Origin of the sequence: Shewanella sp. UCD-KL12 (genome assembly GCF_001957125.1) — a bacterium.
GTDB lineage: Bacteria > Pseudomonadota > Gammaproteobacteria > Enterobacterales > Shewanellaceae > Shewanella.
On sequence record NZ_MPHJ01000011.1, the window covers coordinates 67412 to 91251 of the forward strand.

The window sequence follows — 23840 nt, forward strand, 5'->3', positions numbered from 1 at the left end:
TCTGTTTACTCTCCATTAACCTTTAGCCTCTATCACTTCCTCTAGCTGCTCTTTAAGCACATCATAAGGCACTAAGCCTGGAATGACTTTATCGCCAAAAATCATGCTTGGCGTACCGCCTATACCTAGGTTTCTCATCAGCTTAATATTGTCATGCACCATCTCATCAACACGCTCATCGGTTTTGCCTAGCCATTGTTCGGTATCAGTGAGCTTAGCAACCTTAGCGATAGAGGCTGAATCGAGACGGCGAGGACTCGACATCAACATATTTTTCAGCTTGGCATATTTCTCAGGCTCATTGAGCCATACGGTTTGCGCCAACTCTACCGCCATCTTAGAGCCCTCTCCTTGAAGCGGTACCATCTTGACGATAATTTTTAGTTGAGGAAACTCCTCAATAAGTTTATTGAGAGAAGGTTCGATTTTCTTACAATAAGGGCAGTTAAAATCGGTAAAGTAAACCATAGTGATCTCTGGGTTTTCAGCCCCTTTCCATGGATCGCTTTGAGTTTCATACATAGCTTTATGATTATCGCTCAACGCATTTTGTCTCGCAGACTCAGTACCTTGCTGCTCTCGAGTCTGCAAAGCAATAATCGCCTCTTTTAAAAGCTCTGGGTCATTAATCAAGGCATCTTTAATAATGCTTCTCACATCTTGTTGCTGCTCAAGGGTTAAACTCGTTACCTCTGCATGGGCTGGTGAAATAAAAGACAGCTGGGATGAGATAAGCACAACGGATGCTGCTATTCCCGACATTGCAAAAAACTGTAACTTACGAGACTGAAAAAAACGGTTTACCCACGAATTTGCTTGGTGCTGTTTTTGTGCATCTGTTTTGTTTGAAAGTAACATCTTCATACTCCAAGTTGGCTGTGACTCACCGATGATTGAGGCACAGCGCTTATTCAATTTATCTGTTCGAGCGTGACTAGATCTAAAATCAGTGTATTAATTAGCATCACTCTCAATCAGGTGTTAATTTATTCAATAGATATCTATCGATTCTCATTAAGCCATTATTTTGCTGAAGCCCTATCTATGGCGGCTAATACATCCGTTGAAGACAAGATAACCGGCAACTCAATTCCATTAGGGGCATTAGGTCCATAGACCACATTAAATGGCACACCAAAACGATTATGGCTCTGTAAGTAGCTAGTGATCTTTTGTGATGGTGTGGTCCAATCGCCTATCATTAAAGACATATTGTCCTGCTTCAGAGCACTGTAAACAGGGTCTTGCAGTATCACCCCGACCTTATTGGCCTTACAGGTAATACACCAATCAGCGGTCACATCGACAAATACGGTTTTCCCCTGTGCAACCTGCTCCTGGATCAAGGTTTCACTTAATGGCGTCCAATCAAGATCTGTCGGCAGAGGCTGAGCCCACTCATCAGAGGTCATAAATGCACTCACAGCGGCGAGCATCAAGGCGACACTAAAGGTGGAGATAACTGCCGCTAACCCTACGGTTTTAGCCATAAATATAAAGAAGGTGAGCAGAAGCAGACCTGCAGCAACAAACAGATAGCTCACATCAATGAAACTGCTGAGTAAGCTTATCAACCACAAGCTAGTGATCAGCAACAGCACTGAGAAGATAACCTTAACCACATTCATCCAGCGCCCAGGTTTAGGGAAGTAACTCGCCACCTGTGGGAATGCAGCAACCACTAACCAAGGCAGTGCCATGCCAACCGCTAATGCGGTAAATATCACAAACAGGCTTAAGGTATCAGCGCCTAGGGCGAACGCGACTGCGGTCCCTAAAAATGGCGCACTACAAGGTGTGGCAAGTAAAGTGGCAAACATCCCCTGCAAGAAGTGTCCGCGATTGTTATTGCCACCTATGGTGGCTAACTTAGTCTGCAAGCTTGAAGGCAGATTAATCTCAAATGCCCCTAGCATGTTCAGTGCAAAGACTGAGGTCACTAGAGCCATAAAGCCGATAAACCAAGGGTTCTGGAACTGCACACCCCAGCCGATAGCCTGCCCAGTAAGTTTAAGCACTAAGATAAAGCCAGCTAACAACCAGAATGAGACTAAAATGCCTAATGCTGAGGCGATAAACTGCTGACGAATTTGATTACGCTTTAGATCTGGCGCTGCGACCACTGAGCTAAGCTTCATTCCCAATACAGGCAGTACGCAAGGCATCACATTTAGAATCAAGCCGCCGATTAAGGCAAACAGTAAAATAGTCAGTAGCGAGCTAGCAGAATCAACAATTTGGGTGGCGTTGACAGGGGCAGTATATTCAAGTGCTCGATTGCTATCGACCACAGTGACATTAAGCGCTTTGCCCAGTAACTCAGGGGCGCCTAGCCAGCTCTCGCCATCGAAAATGGCGACAAGTTGTTGGCTGCCATCTTCATGATCAACCATGCTGGTACTGGCTAACTTAAAAATAGTGTCAGGCTCACCATCGAGAATAATCTCAGGCCTTTGCCACTGCTTACCATCTAACGTCACTTCAAGCTGCGACTTGCCGCTGTCCCAACCTAGTTGAACTGAGTCAGCAGATTGAGATTGGCTAATCTTCTGTGGCACCTTAGATATCGCCTTATTATAGGCAAACATGGCCTCAGTGTCGGCGCGAAGGTCGCTCGGATTAACATCTAAATTAAACTCATAATCCGTCAGTACACAGATAGTCGTACATGATGACAAAGTAAACTTACCATGGAGCTTGGTCGCCGCTTCAGCATCATCAAGGGTCAGCAACAGAGGAAATACCACCTCCCCATGATAACCGTAGGTTTGCATCCCAAGTAAAGAGAACTTGTCAGGTGAAGGCCACGACCAATCCACATTCGCTAAGTTGGTCGAGTTATCCCACTTAATGCTCGGCGCGATGCCTCCTTCACCCGGACTACGCCAATAGGTTTTCCAGTCGCCCTCGAGTTTTACCTCTAGTACGGCAGGCATGGTTTTCGTCACAGGATCTAACTCTCCGGTTAACATAAACCTCAACGTCACCGGAGGGTGGTTATCATTAGTTAGCCAACCGGTGGAAGCGGCAATGGCAATCTGGCTGGTGCTTATCGTAAGTAAGACACACAAAGCCATAAACATTGATTTTAAAGACTTCAATTGACTCTCCTAATTAAAAATAATACTTGCTGTAAAAACCTAAAATTTCGTTCTAATTTCATACTGATAATCACTTTGATAACCGCCTAACAGCTGCTTCTTTTGCCGTCTGAATTAATGCGTAATACCCTGGCACAAAAAAGGAGCCAATCAGTAATACACTCAATAAGCCACCCACTAAGGTAAAGCCAATATTTTGTAAGCCCACAGCGCCCGCACCTGATGCGAAAAGCAGTGGGGCGATACCTAAGATAAAAGACCAAGAGGTCATGTTTACCGCTCTAAAACGCAATGCTCCGCCTTGCTTTGCCGCATCGATAATCGACAAACCTGCTTCACGTTTCTGCTTAGCAAACTCGACGATCAAGATGGCATTTTTAGCCGCCATCGCAATAAGTAAAACCAGACCTATCTGGGCATATAAGCTCAATGAGAAGCCGCTCAACTTGAGTGCAAGCATGCCGCCTAAAATCGCTGTTGGCACCACTAAGATGATGGCAAAAGGTAAGGTCCAACTCTCATATTGAGCCACCAGTAACAGGTAGATAAATATCAGGGCCAGTCCAAAGGCATAGATGGCCATATTACCTGCGAGTTGCTCTTGGTATGACAGGCCGCTCCACTCATAGGTATACCCTTGAGGTAACACCTGAGCCGCCACTCGCTCCATGGCCTGCATCGCATCGCCTGTCGAGAAACCAGCCGCAGCCTGACCTTGAATGATTGCTCCGCCGTACTTGTTATAGCGCCAGATAATATCTGGCGCTAACGTAGGCTCAACTGAGACTAATGTGCTCAATGGGATCATCTCGCCGCTCTGGCTCCTCACTTGATATCTGGCGATATCTTTTACCGTCTCCCTAAAGGCACCATCGGCCTGTAAGGTCACCTTAAAAGACTTACCGAACTGAGTGAAGTCATTGATATACAAAGAGCCTAAGTTCACCTGTAGCGTTAAAAACAGCTCAGAGAGTGGCACACCTAACTGCTTAGCTTTAAGCCTATCGATATCTAAGTAGTAGTGCGGAACATTGGCCCTAAAGGCACTGAACACGCCCCGTAACTCACTCTGTTGGTTAGCACGCTCAATGAGCCTTTGCATCACAGCGCCCAGCTCAGCCTTATCACGACCTAATGTGTCCTGCAGCGCAAACTCAAACCCGGTTCCAGACCCTATCCCCGGAATTGTCGGCGGACCATAGCTGATTATCTTAGCTTCAGGCAATGTCTCTTTCGCCCACTCGTCAACCCTAGCGATAATATCCTCAACCCCATGCAGACCTTCCATCGCTGCGCGTTCATCCCAGTGGGCTAAACTAACAAACATGCTAGCTGCGTTAGATTGCATTGACCCCGATAAGCCAGAGTAACCCGACGATGAAGCGATATTGAGCACGCTAGGCTCCGACTTTAGAAAAGCTTCAACCTTACTGATCACATGCTCTGTACGGCTTAAACTGGCTCCGTCAGGCAAGATAGCATTAACGAAGAAAATCCCTTTATCCTCTTTCGGCACAAAGCTTGTCGAGGTCGACTGAACCAGATAAACCAAACCCGCGACAGCGCCCAGCGACATTACGACTAAAACCACACGCTTTCTGATTAACACCGCGGCGGTCTGACTGTAACGCGCGGTGACACTATCAAAAAATCGGTTAAAACGGATATACCAGTTGGGGTAATCTTGCTGGCCAGGCTTTAACAGCAATGAGCACAAGACAGGGCTTAAGCTTAACGCCACAATCGCTGACAATATCAGGGAGAATATCAAGGTCATAGCAAACTGCTGATACATGATCCCGGTAACCCCTGGCAGCAAGGTCACAGGAATAAACACAGCCAACAGCACCAGTGTGGAGGTAATGATCGGCCCAGTAACTTGCTTCATCGCCATCTGTGTTGCAGCTTTTGCACTAAGAGTTCGGTCTTGAGCCAAGTTAGCTTCGACATTTTCAATCACCAAGATGGCATTATCGACCACAATACCAATGGCTAAAATGAGCCCAAACAAGGTCACGGTATTGATACCAAAACCAGCGGCAAGCATTAATGCAAAACTGCCCACTATCGAAACTGGAATCGCGATTAATGGCACCAATGTCGCTCTCATCGATCCCAAAAATAGATAGGTCACCAGTACCACTAAAACCACCGCGAGCACCAATGTCCATAACATCCCCTTGATTGACTCTGTCACGAACAAGGTGGTATCAACCTGAGTGTTATATATCATCCCTTCAGGCATCAAAGCTTCCATCTCTTTTAAGGCCGACTTTACCGCATCAGCCACTTCAATAGCGTTTGCCCCCGGCAACGTGGTGACCTGAATTTGTGCCGAAGGCTTACCGTCACTGATCCCTGCACCAACATAATCTTCCTGACCTAACTCCACCCTGGCAACATCTTTCAGGTAAACCGTGTTTCCTGCTTTATCTGCACGCAAGATGACATTTTCAAACTCTTCAACCTTTGACAACCTGCCTTGGGTCAGCAAGGCGTATTGCACCTCTAACGGCTTATCATTCGGTCTTGCGCCTACGCTTCCTAATGGGGCCTGAATATTTTGCTCAATGAGCGCCTGCTGGATATCAGAAGCGGTAATATTCAGGTGAGCCATCTTATCTGGGTTCAGCCACATGCGCATGCTAAGGAATCGATTACCATATAATATCGACTCAGAGATCCCTTTTATGCGAGTCAGCTTATCGGTAACTTGCAAGGCGACAAAACTCGACAATACCTGCTCACTAATCTGACCTTCAGTCGATGTAAAGTCGATCATGATAAGGATATCAGGTGAGTATTTTTTAACGCTTAAGCCATTGGCCAAGACCTCTGCGGGTAACATCGGCTCTGCCAGTGCCAATCTATTTTGCAGATTTACCTGTGCAATACTGGGATCGGTCCCCACCTCAAAAGTCACAGATAGACGGTAGGTACCATCGTTACTGCTTTTGGAGCTCATATAGATCATATCTTCAACGCCATTAATGGCATCTTCGATAGGCCTAGCAATGGTCTCCTCTACCACTGACGCACTTGCCCCGCGCATCGACGCCGTCACCTGGATCTGTGGCGGAGTAATAACGGGGAACTGAGACACTGCAAGGTTAGGTATTGCAATGACGCCAGCCAAGGTAATGATCAAACTCAAAACAATGGCGAATTTGGGCCTGTCGAGAAAGAACTGACTGATCATGCGCCTGCCACCATCAAGTGGGAGTGAGCACTATCAACGAGTGTCGCTTTCACTTTTGAGCCAGTCACAACTTGCTGCAGCCCATGGGTTATCACGACATCATCAGCCCTCACTCCACTGTTGACTATGATATTCATCCCCACCTGCTCGCCAACATCGATATCTTTACGCTCTACCTCGTTATTGCCGTTAACCACAAAAACATAAAATCCGGATAAGTCCTGCATTAATGCCCGCTGAGGCAGCAGTAAAACCGGTGTCGATTGGCTATCGGTGACAGTCAACTCTACATATTGGCCCGGCAAGAGCAGCTGCGCCTCGTTATTAAACTCTGCTCGAACCGCTACCGTCCCGCTAGCCTTATCGACTCGGTTACCAAAGTAAGTGATCGCTCCCACTTCACTAAACGGGTCACCTGAATTGAAAAATAGAGAAACCGATGGCAGCTCAGATCCCGTTGCCAGCATCTTCATCTTAGTTTGATGAAAAACCGTCTCGCTCACCTGAAAGCTCACATCGATTGGCGATACAGTGACAAGATCGGCTAGCGCATAACTCGAAGGCGAAACTAACTCACCGAGTGCCACTTTACTGTTGCTGATCCGCCCTGAAAACGGCACCCTAATTTGGGTATAACCCAACTCAGTTTTGGCTAGCTGTATCTGCGCTTTAGCCGACTTTATCTGAGCTCGAGCTAACTGCTCCTCTGCTAATAATCGATCGACTTCCGCTTCGCTAATTGAGGACGTAGGGAGTAAAGATAGGCCCCGTTTGTGCTCTAGCTTTGCCACATTTAATTTTGCCTCGGCGCTGACAAGTAGTGACTTAGCCTGAGAGAGCTTTGCCAGATATCGACTGTCATCAAGGGAGAACAACAGCTCTCCTTGAGCAACCATATCCCCTTCTTTAAAGTGCTTATCGACCAAGTAACCTGTCGCTTGTGCCTGCAAAGCAACATCCTCTTTGGCCGCTACCCGCCCCTTGATCTTAAAGTTATGGTGATGCTCAAAGGCTTTTACTCTGCTCGCGGTGACACCAACTGCATTGACTCCTTGCGGCTGACTTCCAGCTGCATCAGCGTAGACTTTTTCAGTAAAGACCAGAGACGTAGCCACAACTGGCGCCAGAATACATGTGCCAGCTAACAACACTTTTTCTAATTTCAAAACAACCTCAACTCCCGTCAACGACGAGCTAACCTGCTAAAGCCTCATAGCTAATGAGTGCTTATGCAGTAAAAATATCTACAGGATGAAAATACGCAGCAAAGACAACGTATGTAGAGGTAAGCCGCAAGTAATAACGTAAAGCTCAGTGAACTCGTCAATTAAGGCTGTAATAGCTAAACACTGAAGATCTCGCACTATTGGTTAATGAAAGCCACAGCACTAGATACAGTGAACCTTAAGGTGAACGAGCAGTAATAAACCGACGTTTTTGCACGACCTAGCTCTTATATCAAATGATATGAGAAGGGTTGAGTTTTACTCTTGAAAGCGACACAAGTTGAGGTGTATTCGCCTGGGCTTAGCTTGATAACAGGGCTCAGGTGATCGTGTCACGACACGATAAGCGAGGGGAAGTAATGGCAGTAAAAATAGCAATATTAATAAAGGGGCGCTACTTGAAGGCGCATCCATACAAACACGCACGGACTTTTCTGATAGTTCACAGGTTTTAAATTCAAACCCTTTAATCTCAGCGCCTTGAGTAAGCTCTGCAGCTTCAGCACTGGTTTGAACAATAGCCGAGGTAGCCGTTATCGCTTGTGTACTCTGCTGTTTGAGTACCAAGTTAAGTATTCCACTATTTTGGGTCAAACAGAAAAGTGTCAGTATGGCAAAAACCAATACTGTCCAACGATCTCCGGTTTGATTAGCAAAAAACTTATTGATGATTGACGCCCTTTCTTATACTAGATGTCTTAAAAATAGTTCGGCTATGCATCGCATCTGACAACAGATGTGCGCAGCTACATGGTGGATAAGACCGGACAAAGCTAAAAATAGTTCATAAAAAATTAAAATATTTTCTCAAGCAATTTTCATTCTCATTAAGTGAATAAAAAACAATCTATTGCATAACAAAAGCGCTTAATCTAAGTTATCTTTATAAGGTTAAAAAAACATCAAACGATAAGATTAATTAACAGCAATTTTGCTACATGCGTGCTTCAGTCGTAGAACAGCCAATCATTACCATCTAATACCAATCTGTAAAAGTCGTTCATCAAGCACCCTGATAGTTTTCGAGGAGAAGGTATGAGCAAACCGATTATAGCGGACAATAAACCTAAGAAAGTTGAACTCAGCAAAGGGCAAGAATATTACTTCTGCGCTTGCGGCCAATCAAAGAAGCAACCCTTCTGCGATGGCTCACATGCTGGCACCTCATTTAAACCTCAGGCCTTTACGGCAGAGCAAGATGGCGATGCCTTTTTATGCGCCTGTAAACACACAGCCAATGCACCATTTTGCGACGGTAGCCACAAGCAGTTCACCGCTAAGCAAGTGGGCAAAGAAGGGCCGGGAGTCACTAAAAGCAGTCACTCAAATGCTATGCCTACCGCTAAAGCCACCATTGAAGAACCTACAGTTGAGTTTATCCACCAGCTCGCCCGCGATGGCCTCTCTAAGCTTGGTCACCATGGCCCAATGACCTCTATGGGCGTACCACGGCATCAACTGCCCCATTGGGATGATATCCAAATCATGACAGCCCAGATGGCTACTAAGCCCTTACTTGAAGATCAAGCGGTAAAAACAGAGCTCATCATAGGGCCTGAAGCCCGTAAGCCACTCAAACTTAAGATCCCGCTGTTTGTCTCTGATATGAGTTTTGGCGCCCTCTCGGAAGAAGCTAAAACGGCGCTAGCCAAGGGAGCAGAGCTGGCAGGAACAAGCATATGTTCGGGTGAAGGCGGTATGCTGCCTGAAGAGCAAGCACAAAACAGCCGCTATTTTTATGAGCTCGCCAGTGCGCAATTTGGTTATAAAGAGGAGTTGCTCCACGATATTCAAGCCTTTCACTTTAAGGGAGGGCAAGGCGCAAAAACCGGGACAGGTGGCCACCTTCCAGGTATAAAAAATCAAGGCAAAATATCTCAAGTGCGCGGCATCCCCGAAGGTGAACCAGCCATCTCTCCACCGACCTTCCAAGCACTTAATAATTCCTGTGACTTTAAACGCTTTGCCGATCGCGTTCGTGAAGTCAGTGGTGGTGTGCCTGTTGGCTTTAAACTCAGTGCCAATCATATCGAACGGGATATCCAATTTGCCTTGGATGCCACTGCAGATTACATCATTCTCGACGGCCGTGGTGGCGGAACGGGTGCGGCACCTGAGATGTTTCGCGACCATATCAGTGTACCCACAATTCCAGCATTAGCGCGTGCTCGTCACTATTTAGATGAAAAAGGGGCAAGTGGAAAAGTCACCTTAATCATCACAGGCGGAATACGCGTGCCCATGGACTTTGTTAAAGCCATGGCACTTGGTGCTGATGGTGTTGCTATATCAAATAGTGCGATGCAATCCATCGGCTGTGTTGCGGCAAGAATGTGTAACACCAATAATTGCCCCGCAGGTATCGCCACTCAAAATGCCGATCTGCGTCAACGACTCAATGTCGATAAATCATCACAGCAGTTAGCCAATTTCTTCAACGCGTCTGTGGAGCTGATGCAGGTAATGGCACGTGCTTGTGGTCACCATAAGTTAAGTGACTTTAACCGAGATGATCTCGCCACCTGGCACAGAGAGATGGCACACCTTTCAGGTATCAGGTATGCGGGCTTTACGCCGCTGGATTAGAGAAAACTAAGCGTTCCTTGGCGCTATAGCCTAGGAACGCTTCACTTCTCAGCCCTATTATCGCTTACAGCTTTCTTAGCTCTGTCTTTCGCTTATGGCTGTCTTATCCCAACCTTCTTCTGAGTACTTTAGTCGCTTGTACTAGGTTTTTCAGGGCGGGTTCAACTTCATCCCATGTGCGGGTTTTCAGGCCACAATCTGGGTTAACCCAAAGCTGACGAACGGCAATCTTGTCGGCGGCTTTTTCGATTAACTCAACCATCTCATCGACCGTTGGTATGTTCGGCGTATGAATATCATAAACACCTGGACCTATCTCATTTGGGTACTCAAAATCCTCAAAGGCGGTCAATAACTCCATGCGAGAACGTGAGGTCTCGATAGTGATCACATCGGCGTCCATGGCAGCGATAGCCGCGATAGTTTCGTTAAATTCGCTATAACACATATGGGTATGGATCTGCGTCTCATCGGTGACACCTGCAGCACTGAGCTTAAAGGCATCGACCGCCCACTTAAGGTAAGCCTCCCAGTCACTCTTCTTCAGCGGTAGACCTTCGCGGAAAGCTGGCTCATCGATTTGAATAATACCTATACCCGCATTTTGCAGATCGACCACCTCATCACGGATAGCTAAGCCAATTTGAGTCGCTATCTGCTCTCGGCTAATATCTTCACGGGCAAATGACCAATGCAAAATAGTCACCGGGCCTGTTAGCATGCCTTTTACTGGTTTTTCAGTCAGGCTCTGTGCAAACTCTGCCCACTCAACAGTCATGGCAACTGGGCGTGATACATCGCCGAAAATCAATGGGGGCTTAACACAGCGTGAGCCATAACTTTGCACCCAACCAAACTGGGTAAAGGCAAAACCTTGTAACTGCTCGCCAAAATACTCAACCATGTCGTTACGCTCCGCTTCACCATGAACCAGCACATCTATGCCTAGCTTTAGCTGACGGTCAACCGTATCTTTGGTTACTTGACGTAATTGGTCATTGTAAAAATCTTCGGTGATCTCACCCTTACGCCAGCGACTACGTAAACCACGAATAGCTGGAGTCTGTGGAAATGAGCCTATGGTTGTCGTTGGTAACAGAGGGAGCTGGTATTTTTGTTGCTGAATCGTCTGACGATTAGCAAATGCTGTGTCGCGCTCATAATCATCACTATTAAGTGCAGCGACTCGCTCAATCACTTGCCTATCAGCAGCGGCATCTCTGGCATTACGACGTGCAACACAGCTTGCAATTGTGGTATCAATCAAGCCTTTCTCTGCACTGTCAGCAGGTGTAGAAAGCAAGGCTTTTAGCTGGGTCAATTCAGACAGTTTCTGCTTAGCAAAAGACAGCTGTTGTTTAAGCTCAGGTGTCAGCTTAGCTTCTACATCAAGATCAACTGGGCTATGTAGCAAAGAACAAGATGGTGCAATCCAGACTCGCCCTTGAAGATCGTTAACCACAGAGCTGATACGCTCAGCAATCAAATCGATATCAGCAGCCCAAACATTACGGCCATTGATAACCCCTAACGAGAGCACCTGCTGAGGCTGAAGGTTTTCAGCAAATACAGCAAGTTGCTCTGGTGCGGTAACTAAATCTAAGTGCAAACCAGCAACAGGCAGGGCCGATACTAATGCCTGATGATGGGCGATGGTGCCGTAATAACTCGCCAACAGCACATTGACCTGAGTCTCTTTCAACGCTTCATAGGTCGATGTAATCGCAGACTGCCAATCGCTGTCCAGCTCCAAGGCTAAAATGGGTTCTTCGAGTTGCACCCAGTCTACACCTTGATCGCTGAAACGAGCCAAGAGTGCCGCATAAGTGTTAATCAGCTTAGGCAGAAGTGATAGCTTATCAAATTCACTGCCTACAGCTTTAGATAAGAACAGGTAAGAAACCGGCCCCAGTAGCACAGGTTTAGCGGCATAACCCAGAGATTGAGCCTCTGAAACCTCTTCAAAGAACTGCTCATAGGCTAAGCTAAACTCTTGATCTGCGGTTAGCTCAGGCACGATGTAGTGATAGTTGGTATTAAAGTACTTAGTCATTTCGCCAGCCGGTGCATCTTTACCCGACGGCGCTCGTCCACGCGCAACCCTAAATAGTGTGTCTAAATCCACCTTGTTGCTCTCTGCGCCTTCATTGCGATGACGCTCAGGGATGGCATTCAAGGTGGCACTCAATGTCAGCACTTGATCGTAAAAAGCAAAATCCCCAACAGGTAGTAAAGATACGCCAGCCTGTGCTTGCCATTCCCAGTGCGTTTTACGTAGCTCTGCTGCCACCAGCTTTAATTCAGCTTTAGTGATCTCACCGCGCCAATATTTCTCTTGAGCAAATTTAAGCTCACGCTGACGACCAATTCTTGGAAAACCTAAGTTCGCTATCTGTATCGCTTGAGAAGTTTGCATATTGTATACCTTTTTGCTTTAATATGAGCAGAATTCAGAGTAAACGCGCCATTTGTGTTATCAGCGACTCATCGTGATTTAGCATCCTTTGATGTAAATACACATTTGGGCGTCTGGACGTCTAGAAGTTTATTGTGATAGGCTTGCTTCTGACAAACGAATTGATTTCAAGCGCAACATGAGCAAAATTCATGTTGAGATAAAGTAGGTATATTATGATTGAGCTTAGACACTTACGTACACTAGTAGCCTTAAAAGAGACAGGAAGTCTTGCTGGTGCAGCCAAAAAGCGATTCGTCACTCAGTCTGCGCTTTCTCATCAGATTAAGGAGTTAGAAACCCGAATTAACTCATCAATCTTTGTCAGAAAAAGTAAACCACTCTCTTTTACACAGGAGGGAGCACGATTACTTAATCTCGCTGAAGAGATCTTACCTAAGGTGGTAGAAACTGAATTTGACCTCAAACAGGGGCTCAATGACGAGCTTAACCAGCTTGGAGTAGGCATAGAGTGTCATAGCTGCTTTCGCTGGCTAATGCCTGTAATGGAGCAGTTTAGAAATGCCTACCCAGGTGTCAATCTAGACCTATCAAGTCGCCACCTGTTTGATTCACTCAATGCCTTGGAGATGGGCGAACTCGATGTGGTACTCACCTCAGATCCAGTGCCAGGTCAGTCTATCGCCTATCAACACCTTTTTGATTTCGAGGTTAAGCTCGTTGTCGCCAACGATCATCCATTGGCGCAGCAAGAGTTTGTCACGCCTAAGCAACTAGAAAAGTGTTCTATCATCAGCTATCCAGTGCCTTTGCAGCGTTTAGATCTCTACCGTCATTTTCTTGAGCCTGCAGGGGTTGAAGCTGGCGAGCAGATCAGCTGCGATCTCACTATGATGTTACTACAGCGTATCGCCTGCAAAGATGGAGTTGCCGCCCTACCCACTTGGTCAATTAGCGAATCCTACGGTTTAAACCTCACCTCGGTTAAGCTAGGTGCAGAGGGCTTAAAGCGCCCACTGTTTGGCGCTTATCGCAAAGATAGCTCAACCTCTCGACTGGCACAGCAATGGCTGAAATTAGTCGCAAAAGAGGGATTAGCGAAACAACATAAGTTGAATTAAAAAAGCGGTAACCAGAACCTAGGTTCTAGTAAAAAGTTGCTAGGATCTAGCTATACAGACAGGACTAAGAAAGCTGCGAGCTACAGCCTGATGCTCTTAACTCGCGTCTCGATACTCGAACCTTCTTTTACAATGGCTTCAGCAGTTGGTTTCTCATAGACAATACGCGTCTAAGGACTAAGCCCGGTGAATCTGGGTTTCTCGTCTGACGTAGGTTATGGGCGACCATAAACTCATCTTTTAGCTCTTCATCTAAGCCTAGTGACTCAAACGCCTCTATGGTAAGCGTCTGCTTTTGATTATCAATCAATGACTTAATAATGCTCAGTGGGAAAGACTCCTCTGAATCTGCATTCAGGTAAGCAAACGCAGTCAATGCGATAATCTCACCAAATACACTGAACAGGGCTAAAGTTTGCACTTCATCAGGGCTAATATCTACCCCTTCCATATTATGCAAGCTATCGACAGCATCAGTCGCTATGCTCTCTGTTAAGTTCCAGTAACCTTGTACTAGCTTCTTATAAGGCTGAGGTAGCTCATCGAGACGCTCTTTCAAATAGAAGGTAAAAGCATATCGATAAATATTTACCTGACCTAAACGCACTAAAGCATCTTTCAATGAGCGGTTCTTAGTCGAAGCTCTAGCACCACTGATCGCCGTATTACTTCGCCAAAGCATGTGGGCCGCTAATGCAGGATCCGACGAAACAATATCGATAACGTTACGAATATCGCCATCGGCAATGATAGCTTTCTTTAATGGGATCAATATACCGCGACGACCAATGACCTGTTCTTCATTGCCTATAATTGCACGTACTTGAGTGAACACCTGATGCTCAAGATCTGTCATGGGGAGTTTGTTACCTAGGTTTCTATTTTTGACATTATGCCATCTGTTATCAGGGAATTTACCCATAAAACAAGTGCTATGGTCAAGTTGATTTCGCTTAAATGAATACTTTAACTCAAATTATCTGCAGAAGGTCTGAAAATAGGGAGAAAATCACCAAGTTCCTTCAATAATGAAGCGTTATCAACCATCTTTAATCCCCCTTTAATAATCATAACGTATCTAGGTTGCTATGAAGTACGCTCGCCCCTGTAAACCCAGAAAGTGACAATGAGTCGCGAATAGAGAAACAAACCTGCCTAAAGTGCCCCAGCTTGCATTAACTTGTCATGGATCGCAGTGGCTAAGGCCTGGTAACCTTGATTGTTTAAATGAATCGTGTCGGACTTCATCGAAGGCGTTTTCAGTAGGTCGGTTAACGTTTCCTCCATAAAGACCAGCTCATACTCCTCAGCCAACTCACTGTAGATCTCTGCAGGTGAAAGAAAAATACTCTTTTGAGGCACTGCAAGCAGCAAGACCGGGATTGATCGCACTTGCGCCTGTTCAATCATTGCAGCCAAGTTAGCTTTGGTTTTAGCAAGATCATGGTTACGCAAAAAATCATTCCCCCCCTCTAGCAAAATCAGTAGTTCCGGCTCCTCTTGTGCTAACAATGCCGTGAGTCTCGTTAAGCCTTGTGTTGTCGTTTCACCTGACACCCCAGCATTAATCACCCTCATGCCTGTCAGCTCAGACAATACCGCTGGATAATCACCCCCATCCCTCGCCCCTTTGCCATAGGTAAGGCTATCGCCAAAAGCTAATATCTGAGCATTATCTGATAACGCAGGCATGCTAACTTTAGAGCAAGCTTGCAGCAATAACAGCGACACAAGTACTAGCATTTGAGTCGCAATACGACACATCAACTGACGTTTCATCAATGAACCTCAAACATATAAGAGTTGCCAATTAATAATACCAGTTCTATTAAATAAGTGTTCATTCAGCGGGAATTAAAAGTGCTGTAGGCAAGTAAGGGGATTGAAGTTAATAGTTATTCTATATCGAGAGCCACTTACGCGGCATAAAGCGCTTTTAAACCCGCACTACGTGAGCTTCTCAGAACTTTTACTTCTGCGTTCCACTGCCTTTAAAGGGAATAACCATTTCTTCAGCAATGCGCCTTGAATTTAAAGCTCTGAGAAAGCTCTGAATAGATCATACATTTGATAGAATTGGTATAAAATAAAAAAGCCAGACACAAGGCCTGGCTTTAATTTCAATCAAATAACAATGATAAAACTAAGTCATTAAAAAGCTTGGTAGCTCACGCTAAGGAAATACTCCCTACCTGGGCTGAAGTAGTTGTGCGCAGAGATGATCTCTTCATCAAACAGATTGTTCGCTTTTAAACGTAGGCTCCACGCATCATCAAGCTGATACCCAACACTTAGGTCAACTTTATGAGTGGCATCTAAAAAGTTATCATTACCTGCATAACGCTTACCTTGGTAATGGTAACTAGCAAGCAGGTCAAACCGCTCCCAGCCATAGCTCAACATATAGTTAAACTCATTTTCACTGCGACCTACAAGCTGCTCACCCGTTTGCACATTTTCTGCATCTAGGTAAGTATAACCCAGCTGATGATCTAGGCTAAATAGCTGATAATTTGCCGACAGCTCCACACCTCGAATTTCAGCTTCATTGATGTTAGCAGGTTTCCAGATATCCCAACCATAATCATCTTTTTCACCCGTTGGTGCCCAAGCAATCAGGTTATCAATCTTGTTTTGAAATATGCTGATATAAGCACGAATATCTTTAGCGGCATAATTCAAGGTTAAATCATAGCTCTCAGCTGTTTCAGAGATAAGATCTGGATTCCCTGAACCTGGCCAATATAGATCATTAAAGGTGGGGGCTTTGAACGCTGTCCCTGTTGTCGCAGACAGACGCCATTGGTCATTGAACTGATAGGCTAGGCTGGCATTATACGATACTTCACTATCGATATTTTCTACATCATCATAGCGTACTGCAACTTCAGCAAGTAGCTTGCTCCACTGCTTTTGAACCAAGACATAGGCACCAAAAATATCACGCTCATCTTGTGCATAATCGCCATGAACAGATTCGTTTGACCAGTCAATACCGCCCGTGAACGTCAGGGAGTTTGCAGCTAAATACTGATTGCTCCAGTTAACTTGGTCACGCTTAGTTTCAAATATAGAGACAGGCACACTCGCATCGTCACCACGGAAGTTTTCGTTGTAATCGCGAGACTGGCTTATTGCTAGCTTACTGGTAAATTGCTCATTGCTATATTGAGTCGCAAGATTCCAAAGGTAGTTCTCATAGTCAGATTCATCAGCCGAACCAGAGGCGTAGATATCATCGTATTGAGTGTTACCTTTATCGTACTGACCATTCCATAATGCCTGCCAGTTCGAATTGATCTGCTGAGAGCCCTTTAATGAAATCGCACTACGCTTGTAACCATCGTCATCGTTCTCGACTTCGGCTCCGTTATAAACATCATAACCTTCTGACCGTTCATGGTTAACAGAAAGCGTGCTGCTGCCCTCACCATGTGTCATACCAGCGCCAAATGAACCACGAATATAGTCATTGCTACCATACTCAGCACCAGCAAACCATTCGCCGCCTTTAAGCTGGCGAGTAAAGATTTGAATCACACCACCAATAGCATCGCTGCCCCAAACCGACGCTCTTGGACCTTTAAGCACTTCGATACGTTCGATATTTTCAGGCGACAAGGTGTTAAAACTTACCGTACCTAAAGTGGCTGAACCTACTTTAACGCCATCAACAAGCACTAATACATGATTAGAATTGCTGCCACGCACACTGATAGATGTTGACTGACCTGCACCACCATTACGCGTTACGCTCACGCCTGGCAGTGTTTCTAACACGTCCGCCACAGACTTAGGATTAAGGCGAGCAATCTCTTCGCGCTCGATAGTATTGATAACGGTTAGTTGCTGGTCTGCCGTTCTATCAAAGCGAGAACCTGTCACAGTAATGGTTTCATCGGCCACATCTGCACTTGATGCAACTTCAGCCGCAACCGTTGAAAAGGCTGAAAAGCCGATAACACTGCTGACTAGCACAGCAATTTTAGATAGTTTGTTTGACTTGTTATATGAGAAAGTACCCATTTTACCTTTAACTCCTGAAAGGAAAACGGGGCAAAAATGTCACGATATAAAGCCATAGAGCCTATATCGGGTGATATAGCTACAGCTGATAACGCATCTCGAGATCTGCCCGCCGAAATCTCAAAATCATCTAATGGGCCGGTCTCCGGACTTAGGCTCTGCAGTGGCTATAAGTCATATAACACTGCGCGAATTCAGGCTTTTTAAACGCTCCCTTCTTGCTCTATATTGCTATAAAGATAGATAGACGCGCCTGATTCTTACCATTTACCGTTGCGGGGGCAGTGTCAGATTTTCACTGACTTCCCGATTATCCCTTACCTAGAGTGTCTAGCGCTTAGTCAGCAACTAACAAACAATACAGGTTTAGGCACCACAAAAGATTGACTAAAATATTTAGTTCCAAGAACGCACCCAGTGTGTACCTCATTTTTCAGTACTCTATTCAGTACCTTGATTCAGTACCTTGATAAATGCTGAGTGACGATCCGCCGCATTATAGACGTCTATACGTATAAATGTCTAACTTTTGAATGACATTCTGCTTACCTAAAAGTCTAACCTTAGCCACCTAATGCGTCTTCCTAGTAAAAGAGTGAGCGACACATTGACCAAGACAACACATAAAACACTGATTAATAATGACAAAACAAAACCTCAGCCTGTCAACTAAACAAGCTTACAACTTTTAAATCATTAAATTAACAAAATTACTTGCCATATATGATTACAAATGTAATCTTAATTTTAGAGATTACATCTGTAATCCAAATTATTGCTGCGAAAGATTGTGAGTAATCACCACTTTGATAAACGGAATAACCAATGAAAGAGATCAGTAATTCAGAACTTGCCGTACTCAATATTCTATGGGAATCATCACCGATCAGCTCAGGTGAAGTGGTGGAAAAACTGGCAAATGCTAACGAATGGCACGAAAAAACAGTCAAAACCTTACTAAACCGATTAGTAAAAAAACAGGCGATCGGGTTTCAAAAAAAGGGGCGTGGCTACCTCTACTCACCGCTTATCAACCAAAGTGAGTACCAAATTAAGGAGAGCCAATCATTCGTCGAACGGATGTTTTCAGGCCGTGTCGCTCCCCTGGTTGCAGGCTTTGCCAAAGAGAATAAACTCAGCGCTGAAGATGTTGCAGAATTGAAAACCTTAATCGATAACTGGCAAGACGATGATGCTAAACACAGTGGCACTGAACAGGGTAATACTACGCATATTGATGTAAATATCGGCTCAAACGTCAAGGAGACAAAGTCATGATTAACTGGCTCATGGAACAGAGCATACTCATCAGCCTAGTCAGTGCCTTTATGCTGATTTTCCATAAACCTCTACTGAAACAGCTAGGCGCACATCATATCTATAGCTTGTGGTTAGCTATCCCCCTAATGCTATTAGGCTCTTTGGTATTGCAGTTACTGCCTAGCTTACTCGCTGAATCTAAACTTGAAACATTTGAGCACTACCGAGTGCTCGCATCAATGGCAGTTAAAAAAAGTGGCACCCTATTATCAACACCATTGCTGGTAGGCTTGTGGCTATCAGGAATCGCTATTATGGCACTCCTACTACTTCTACAGAGACGATACTTAAACCAACTTTTAAAGAAAAGTAAGCCATATAGCAAAACGCAAGCAGACAAACTGCCTATATTACAGAGCCCAGATATCACCTCTCCTATGCTAACGGGAGTCCTTAAGCCCATCATAGTTGTGCCTGATGACTTTCATAAGTTGTCTGCATCGCAACAAGAAGCAGTCCTGGAGCATGAGCGCTATCATCATGATCGCGGCGATATCATCACTAACTTATTAGCCTATGCACTGCTCACTATGTTCTGGTTCAACCCGCTTTGCTGGCTCGCCTACCGCCGATTTCGAGATGATCAGGAGCTAGCTTGCGATGCTCAAATCACCTCATCGATGAATACCAATGACAAAATTGCCTATAGCCATGCGTTATTGGCCTACTCTCAGCACGCCAATATTGGCATGTTGCACACACACTACGGAAATAAAAACATCTTAAAGGAAAGGATAATGCAAATGAAAAAGCAACATGGAAAGAGCACGTTAACTATCATAGCTATGACGCTCGGTTTAAGCTTTGCAAGCTTAATGCTCAACCAGCAAGTACTGGCAGGCGATCATCAAAGCTCATCAAATGAGCAAGCAGAAAAATCAACGAAAAGTCAGAAACAAGATATTCACCCACTGACTCGCGTCGAGCCTAAATACCCAAAAGCCGCTGTAGAAGCAAAGCAAAATGGTTTTGTTCAGCTCAAATTTGATATCAGCACGAAAGGCAAAGTCTCTAACATCAAAGTGGTTAAGTCTTCTCCCACGGGCGTATTCGACAAATCAGCAGTTAAAGCCTTGAAGCAATGGGTTTATAAGAAGTCTAAAAAAGGCGCAAAAGGTGCTAAGGTTCAGTTGGATTTCGTTATTGATGAGCCAGCAACCAATGTGGAGCGTATTAAGGTAACAGCCAAATAACCACAAACAATCAAGTGTTCAAGCCGCCTACTTTCAGCCAATACGAGGTTGAAGAGTAAGCTTTTTGAAAAAGGGCCGCGTAGCTCTTTTTCCGTATCTGCAGAAAAGTGATAAATAAGGTTGAACAGTAAAGCGATTAGGAAGGATAAACACACTACCCTCCCTTACATCGATTAAACGCCTATTAAGCCTCTACAGCCTTAGGGTTAGAGCCGTATTCATTCTCACCAATGCTGTCCTGAATATAGAAGATAAGCAACACGATAGCGCCAATAAGCGGAACCAGACCAATCAACTGCCACCAGCCTGAACGCCCGGTGTCATGCAGTCGACGCGCAGAGATTGCAATTGAAGGGATAAATAGACCCAGAGCGAGTATTAATGAAAAAATCATCGTTCCTAAGATTCCATCAATCACCGCAGCTAACACATAAAAAATCATATAAAACAGGATATACATCCAAAACTCTTTACGACGTGCACGACCTGTAAAATCAGCATATTTCTTTAATGCACCAATAAAATATTCCATATTTTTCCTTGTTACTCCTTAGTTCCAATGTAGACACTTTTCGTGTCATTTTTTAAAACAAAATCAGCGCTCAGAATATGAGCACTGATTTTAATTATTCGATCTAATCGCTTTGGCTGTTAACTTGACCTATCTATCAGACCAGTCTTACTTGACTCAGCCTTGCCAGATTTAGTCAGCGACCTCTTCGCTAGAGTTAGCCTCTCTCTTTGCTTGTAACTCTTCATTAAACTCCACAGACAGCTCCTGCATCCTTAATATCATAGGCTGAGCTAAAGCCTGAGTCATCATCATAGACTCCTGCATTACAATGGGCATCTTCGCTACCATAGAGCGACCAGAATCACTGCGGTAAAAAGCTAGCATGTCTGCAAGCTCTTGCTCTGAATAATGTTTAGCATAAAGATCAATCATTGGCTGCTTCAACTGAGCCCATCCAAGCTCTTGACGCATGATCTCTGTGCTCTTAAGCATAAATTTCTCAAACATCTCCTCCTCAGACTCTTTAACGTTAAGCTGCTGTTTCATGCTTAACATCATTTGAGTCATCTGATCATACATAGTGTCAATCATCGACTCAGTTTTCATCTCAATAAGGAGTTGCTCAACATCATTACGTCGTGAATCTTCATCTGCAGATACAGTAAAATTGACCAGCAAGCTGCTCGCTATAAACAATAGTGAAAGATTGCGTCGCAATGACTTCAAAGGGGTTTGTAACGCGAAAAAAGAGGGGAAAGGTAAACGCGTGGTAAATGATTTCATTTTGCCTCCATGCAATTGTAAATTATCACTCAACGAACTTTCTCATAAATCTATTCTCAAGTCACTAATATTGTTGTAAATACCTAAGGTGATCATGTTTAAATTTGTAATAGCCAAACAGGAGCACAGACAATAAAACCCATGATAACGATTCTCATTAAGATTTAATTTCATTAAGATAACGCCGTGTCAAATACCACTCGGTATCGCACTTAATAATCAAAAAAAGGATTTCAACAATGAAAATCTCAATGAGTCGTCTCAAGACGATTAGCGCAGTGGCTTTACTCGGTTTCAGCAGCCTATTTGGTTTTAGCTCACAGGCTATGGCCAATGAATGTGCGCTTAGTATCAGCGCCAACGATGCGATGCAGTTCGATAGCAAAGAGCTCAGCGTCCCCGCCAGTTGTAAAGAGGTCACCTTAACACTTAACCATGCAGGCCAACTTCCTAAAGCGGCAATGGGTCATAACTGGGTACTCACCACTGCAGCAGACATGCAGGGCGTTGCCAACGACGGCATGGCAGCTGGTGCTGCTAAAAACTATGTCAAAGACGGTGATACTCGAGTTATCGCCCACACCGACGTAGTCGGTGGCGGCAGTTCTACCTCAATCACCTTTAGCACCGAAGGCATGAGCGCGACAGAAGCCTACAAGTTCTTCTGCTCATTCCCGGGTCACTGGGCCATCATGCAGGGTAACTTTGTGATTAAATAAGAGTCTAGTTTAAAGTTCCTAGAGTCTAGATAACCGATCCTAGGAACTCATCGCTTATTTGTTTTTATAAACCTTGCCACCTTTCATCACAAAGTCGATATCTAAAAGCGCTTCAATCTCTTTAAGTGGGCTAATATCAGTCGCAATAATATCGGCATACTTACCCACCTCTAGCGTGCCTAATGAATCTGACTTACCAATCAAATCAGCGCCGTTAATCGTGGCCGATTTTAAAATATCAGCATTGCTCATACCCGCTTGATGCATTAACACCGCCTCGCGCGCATTAGTGCCATGTTGAGACACGCCGCTGTCAGTGCCGTAGGCAATCTTAACCCCAGCCTTATACACCGCCTTGAAGTTATCAGTCATATCAACACCGACACGTCTAGCCTTGGCTTTTATCGCATCCGACATAAAGTCAGAATTATCGGCCATCTGAACAACAGTATCGCCAGCAAGCAGCGTCGGCACGAGGTAAGTACCGTTCTTCTTCATCAGCTTGATACTCTCTTTATCGGCGTAGCTTCCATGCTCGATACTGTCAACGCCTGCACGCAGTGCCGCGTTAATCCCCTCAGTAGCATGGGCATGACTTGCCACTTTACGGCCCAGCGCATGAGCGGTATCTATGATCTCTTTTAGCTCATCATTAGCCATCTGCTGGCCAGTGCCAGTATCGGTATCTGACAACACGCCGCCAGTGGAGGTAATTTTTATCACATCGGCGCCAAACTTAATGGCTCGGCGAGTCGCGCTGCGACAATCATAAGGGCCATCACAGATAGTCTTAGCCGTGTATTTATCCAGTAAGTCTGGACTCATACCATCAACATCACCATGACCGCCTGTCACCGACACCCCGCCAGAGGCGATAATACGCGGCCCATCGACCCAACCTTTAGCAATACCGTCTCGCAGTGCATAAATCTGCTCAGGTTTAGCCCCTAAATCTCGCACTGTGGTAAAACCTGCTAGCAAGGTCAACTTGGCAAAGTGGGCACTGCGAATAGCCACATCGGCATCAGACATACGCAGCTTTTCGCTGTCATTCTTCGGGCCTAATTCACCTTGTAGATGCACATGCATATCCATCATTCCTGGCATCACGAAGCGGTTCTTCAGGTCGATATAATCCACATCACTGCCAAATGATTTAGGATCTAAATAGCCACTCTTCACTTGGCTTATCTTGCCGCCCTCAGCAATGACTAATGTCTGCTCAGTCAATGGCTTGTTACCCGGAACAGTTAACAGCTCTCCGGCATGAATCACCGTGAAAGAGGCCGCCATTAGCGGCGCACTAGACAACGACGCACACACAGAGAATGCACAGGCAACTCCCAGAGCTAGCTTATTATTCTTATTATTAGTCATCGAAACTTCCTCGAATATAGATCCAATGATGAATAACTTTCACCATTTTCAGAATGAATATTGAAATGAGTCTGATAACCTGCCAAAAATTCCGAGTAACTACAAGCGCTCGGCAGTAACAAACCAGATGATAAAGCAGGAAAAATCTGTAAATCTGTAAATAATCTCTGACTTTCCGCCCAAAGGATAGGTAATAAAAATCCATTGCCAATCAGGTCTTGATGCTTTAAAAATATTAACACTAAGCCTATTTCAGCAC

At 45.0% G+C, this 23840-nt stretch carries 17 protein-coding genes and 1 riboswitch; of the genes, 5 read left to right on the forward strand and 12 right to left on the reverse strand.

Annotated elements, in window-relative coordinates:
- Positions 1-15: 15 nt before the first annotated feature.
- From BM736_RS17595 to BM736_RS17615, 5 genes are all read right to left on the reverse strand, one after another.
- Positions 16-858 carry a DsbA family protein gene (locus BM736_RS17595; protein WP_372828706.1) on the reverse strand — a complete coding sequence of 281 codons (843 nt, stop codon included), beginning with the start codon at positions 856-858 and terminating at the stop codon, positions 16-18.
- A 164-nt stretch (positions 859-1022) separates the two neighbouring features.
- Complete coding sequence (locus BM736_RS17600) at positions 1023-3101, reverse strand: protein-disulfide reductase DsbD domain-containing protein (protein WP_076414567.1); 2079 nt, start codon at positions 3099-3101, stop codon at positions 1023-1025.
- Positions 3102-3171: 70 nt separating this feature from the next.
- On the reverse strand, positions 3172-6300 hold the full coding sequence (locus BM736_RS17605; RefSeq protein ID WP_076414569.1) for an efflux RND transporter permease subunit: 3129 nt from the start codon (positions 6298-6300) through the stop codon (positions 3172-3174).
- Positions 6297-7466, reverse strand: a complete 1170-nt coding sequence (locus BM736_RS17610) for an efflux RND transporter periplasmic adaptor subunit (RefSeq protein WP_179079071.1) — start codon at positions 7464-7466, stop codon at positions 6297-6299. Before BM736_RS17610 ends, BM736_RS17605 begins: the two co-directional genes overlap by 4 nt.
- 318 nt (positions 7467-7784) lie before the next feature.
- Positions 7785-8150 carry a hypothetical protein gene (locus tag BM736_RS17615; protein ID WP_076414571.1) on the reverse strand — a complete coding sequence of 122 codons (366 nt, stop codon included), beginning with the start codon at positions 8148-8150 and terminating at the stop codon, positions 7785-7787.
- Between the two features lie 411 nt (positions 8151-8561).
- Here BM736_RS17615 and BM736_RS17620 point away from each other — a divergent pair, with 411 nt between their 5' ends.
- The gene (locus BM736_RS17620) at positions 8562-10112 is read left to right on the forward strand and encodes a glutamate synthase-related protein (protein WP_076414572.1); all 1551 of its coding nucleotides are present in this window, start codon (positions 8562-8564) and stop codon (positions 10110-10112) included.
- Between the two features lie 103 nt (positions 10113-10215).
- Here BM736_RS17620 and metE read toward each other — a convergent pair whose 3' ends face one another.
- A complete protein-coding gene (metE, locus tag BM736_RS17625) occupies positions 10216-12510 on the reverse strand; it encodes a 5-methyltetrahydropteroyltriglutamate--homocysteine S-methyltransferase (protein WP_179079074.1) in 2295 nt (764 codons plus the stop codon).
- 233 nt (positions 12511-12743) lie between these two features.
- On the opposite strand from metE, the gene BM736_RS17630 reads away from it, so the two are divergent.
- Positions 12744-13649 carry a LysR family transcriptional regulator gene (locus tag BM736_RS17630; protein ID WP_076414576.1) on the forward strand — a complete coding sequence of 302 codons (906 nt, stop codon included), beginning with the start codon at positions 12744-12746 and terminating at the stop codon, positions 13647-13649.
- A gap of 127 nt (positions 13650-13776) precedes the next feature.
- On the opposite strand, the gene BM736_RS17635 is transcribed toward BM736_RS17630, so the two are convergent.
- The 3 genes from BM736_RS17635 to BM736_RS17645 all read right to left on the reverse strand — a co-directional run bounded on the left by BM736_RS17635 (position 13777) and on the right by BM736_RS17645 (position 17675).
- Positions 13777-14505 (reverse strand): HDOD domain-containing protein, encoded by a 729-nt coding sequence (locus tag BM736_RS17635; protein ID WP_076414674.1) that lies wholly within the window; start codon positions 14503-14505, stop codon positions 13777-13779.
- A gap of 299 nt (positions 14506-14804) precedes the next feature.
- Positions 14805-15428, reverse strand: a complete 624-nt coding sequence (locus BM736_RS17640) for a GDSL-type esterase/lipase family protein (RefSeq protein WP_076414578.1) — start codon at positions 15426-15428, stop codon at positions 14805-14807.
- A gap of 372 nt (positions 15429-15800) precedes the next feature.
- Complete coding sequence (locus tag BM736_RS17645) at positions 15801-17675, reverse strand: TonB-dependent receptor domain-containing protein (RefSeq protein ID WP_076414580.1); 1875 nt, start codon at positions 17673-17675, stop codon at positions 15801-15803.
- Between the two features lie 118 nt (positions 17676-17793).
- A riboswitch (cobalamin riboswitch) is annotated at positions 17794-18031 on the reverse strand.
- A 469-nt stretch (positions 18032-18500) separates the two neighbouring features.
- Between BM736_RS17645 and BM736_RS17650 the strand changes: the two genes are divergently transcribed.
- Positions 18501-18953, forward strand: a complete 453-nt coding sequence (locus BM736_RS17650) for a BlaI/MecI/CopY family transcriptional regulator (RefSeq protein WP_083700314.1) — start codon at positions 18501-18503, stop codon at positions 18951-18953.
- Positions 18950-20188 (forward strand): TonB family protein, encoded by a 1239-nt coding sequence (locus BM736_RS17655; protein WP_076414581.1) that lies wholly within the window; start codon positions 18950-18952, stop codon positions 20186-20188. The genes BM736_RS17650 and BM736_RS17655 overlap by 4 nt, the downstream gene beginning before the upstream one ends.
- A 184-nt stretch (positions 20189-20372) precedes the next feature.
- Here the strand turns inward: BM736_RS17655 and BM736_RS17660 are convergent, their stop codons facing one another.
- Together BM736_RS17660 and BM736_RS17665 are read right to left on the reverse strand one after the other, a co-directional pair.
- Complete coding sequence (locus tag BM736_RS17660) at positions 20373-20720, reverse strand: DUF805 domain-containing protein (RefSeq protein ID WP_076414583.1); 348 nt, start codon at positions 20718-20720, stop codon at positions 20373-20375.
- Between the two features lie 171 nt (positions 20721-20891).
- Complete coding sequence (locus BM736_RS17665; protein ID WP_083700317.1) at positions 20892-21485, reverse strand: DUF2059 domain-containing protein; 594 nt, start codon at positions 21483-21485, stop codon at positions 20892-20894.
- Between the two features lie 251 nt (positions 21486-21736).
- On the opposite strand from BM736_RS17665, the gene azu reads away from it, so the two are divergent.
- Entirely contained in the window at positions 21737-22204 is a 468-nt protein-coding gene (azu, locus tag BM736_RS17670; RefSeq protein ID WP_372828707.1) for an azurin, read from the forward strand.
- Between the two features lie 54 nt (positions 22205-22258).
- Here azu and BM736_RS17675 read toward each other — a convergent pair whose 3' ends face one another.
- The gene (locus BM736_RS17675; RefSeq protein WP_076414587.1) at positions 22259-23581 is read right to left on the reverse strand and encodes an amidohydrolase family protein; all 1323 of its coding nucleotides are present in this window, start codon (positions 23579-23581) and stop codon (positions 22259-22261) included.
- Between the last annotated feature and the right edge of the window lie 259 nt (positions 23582-23840).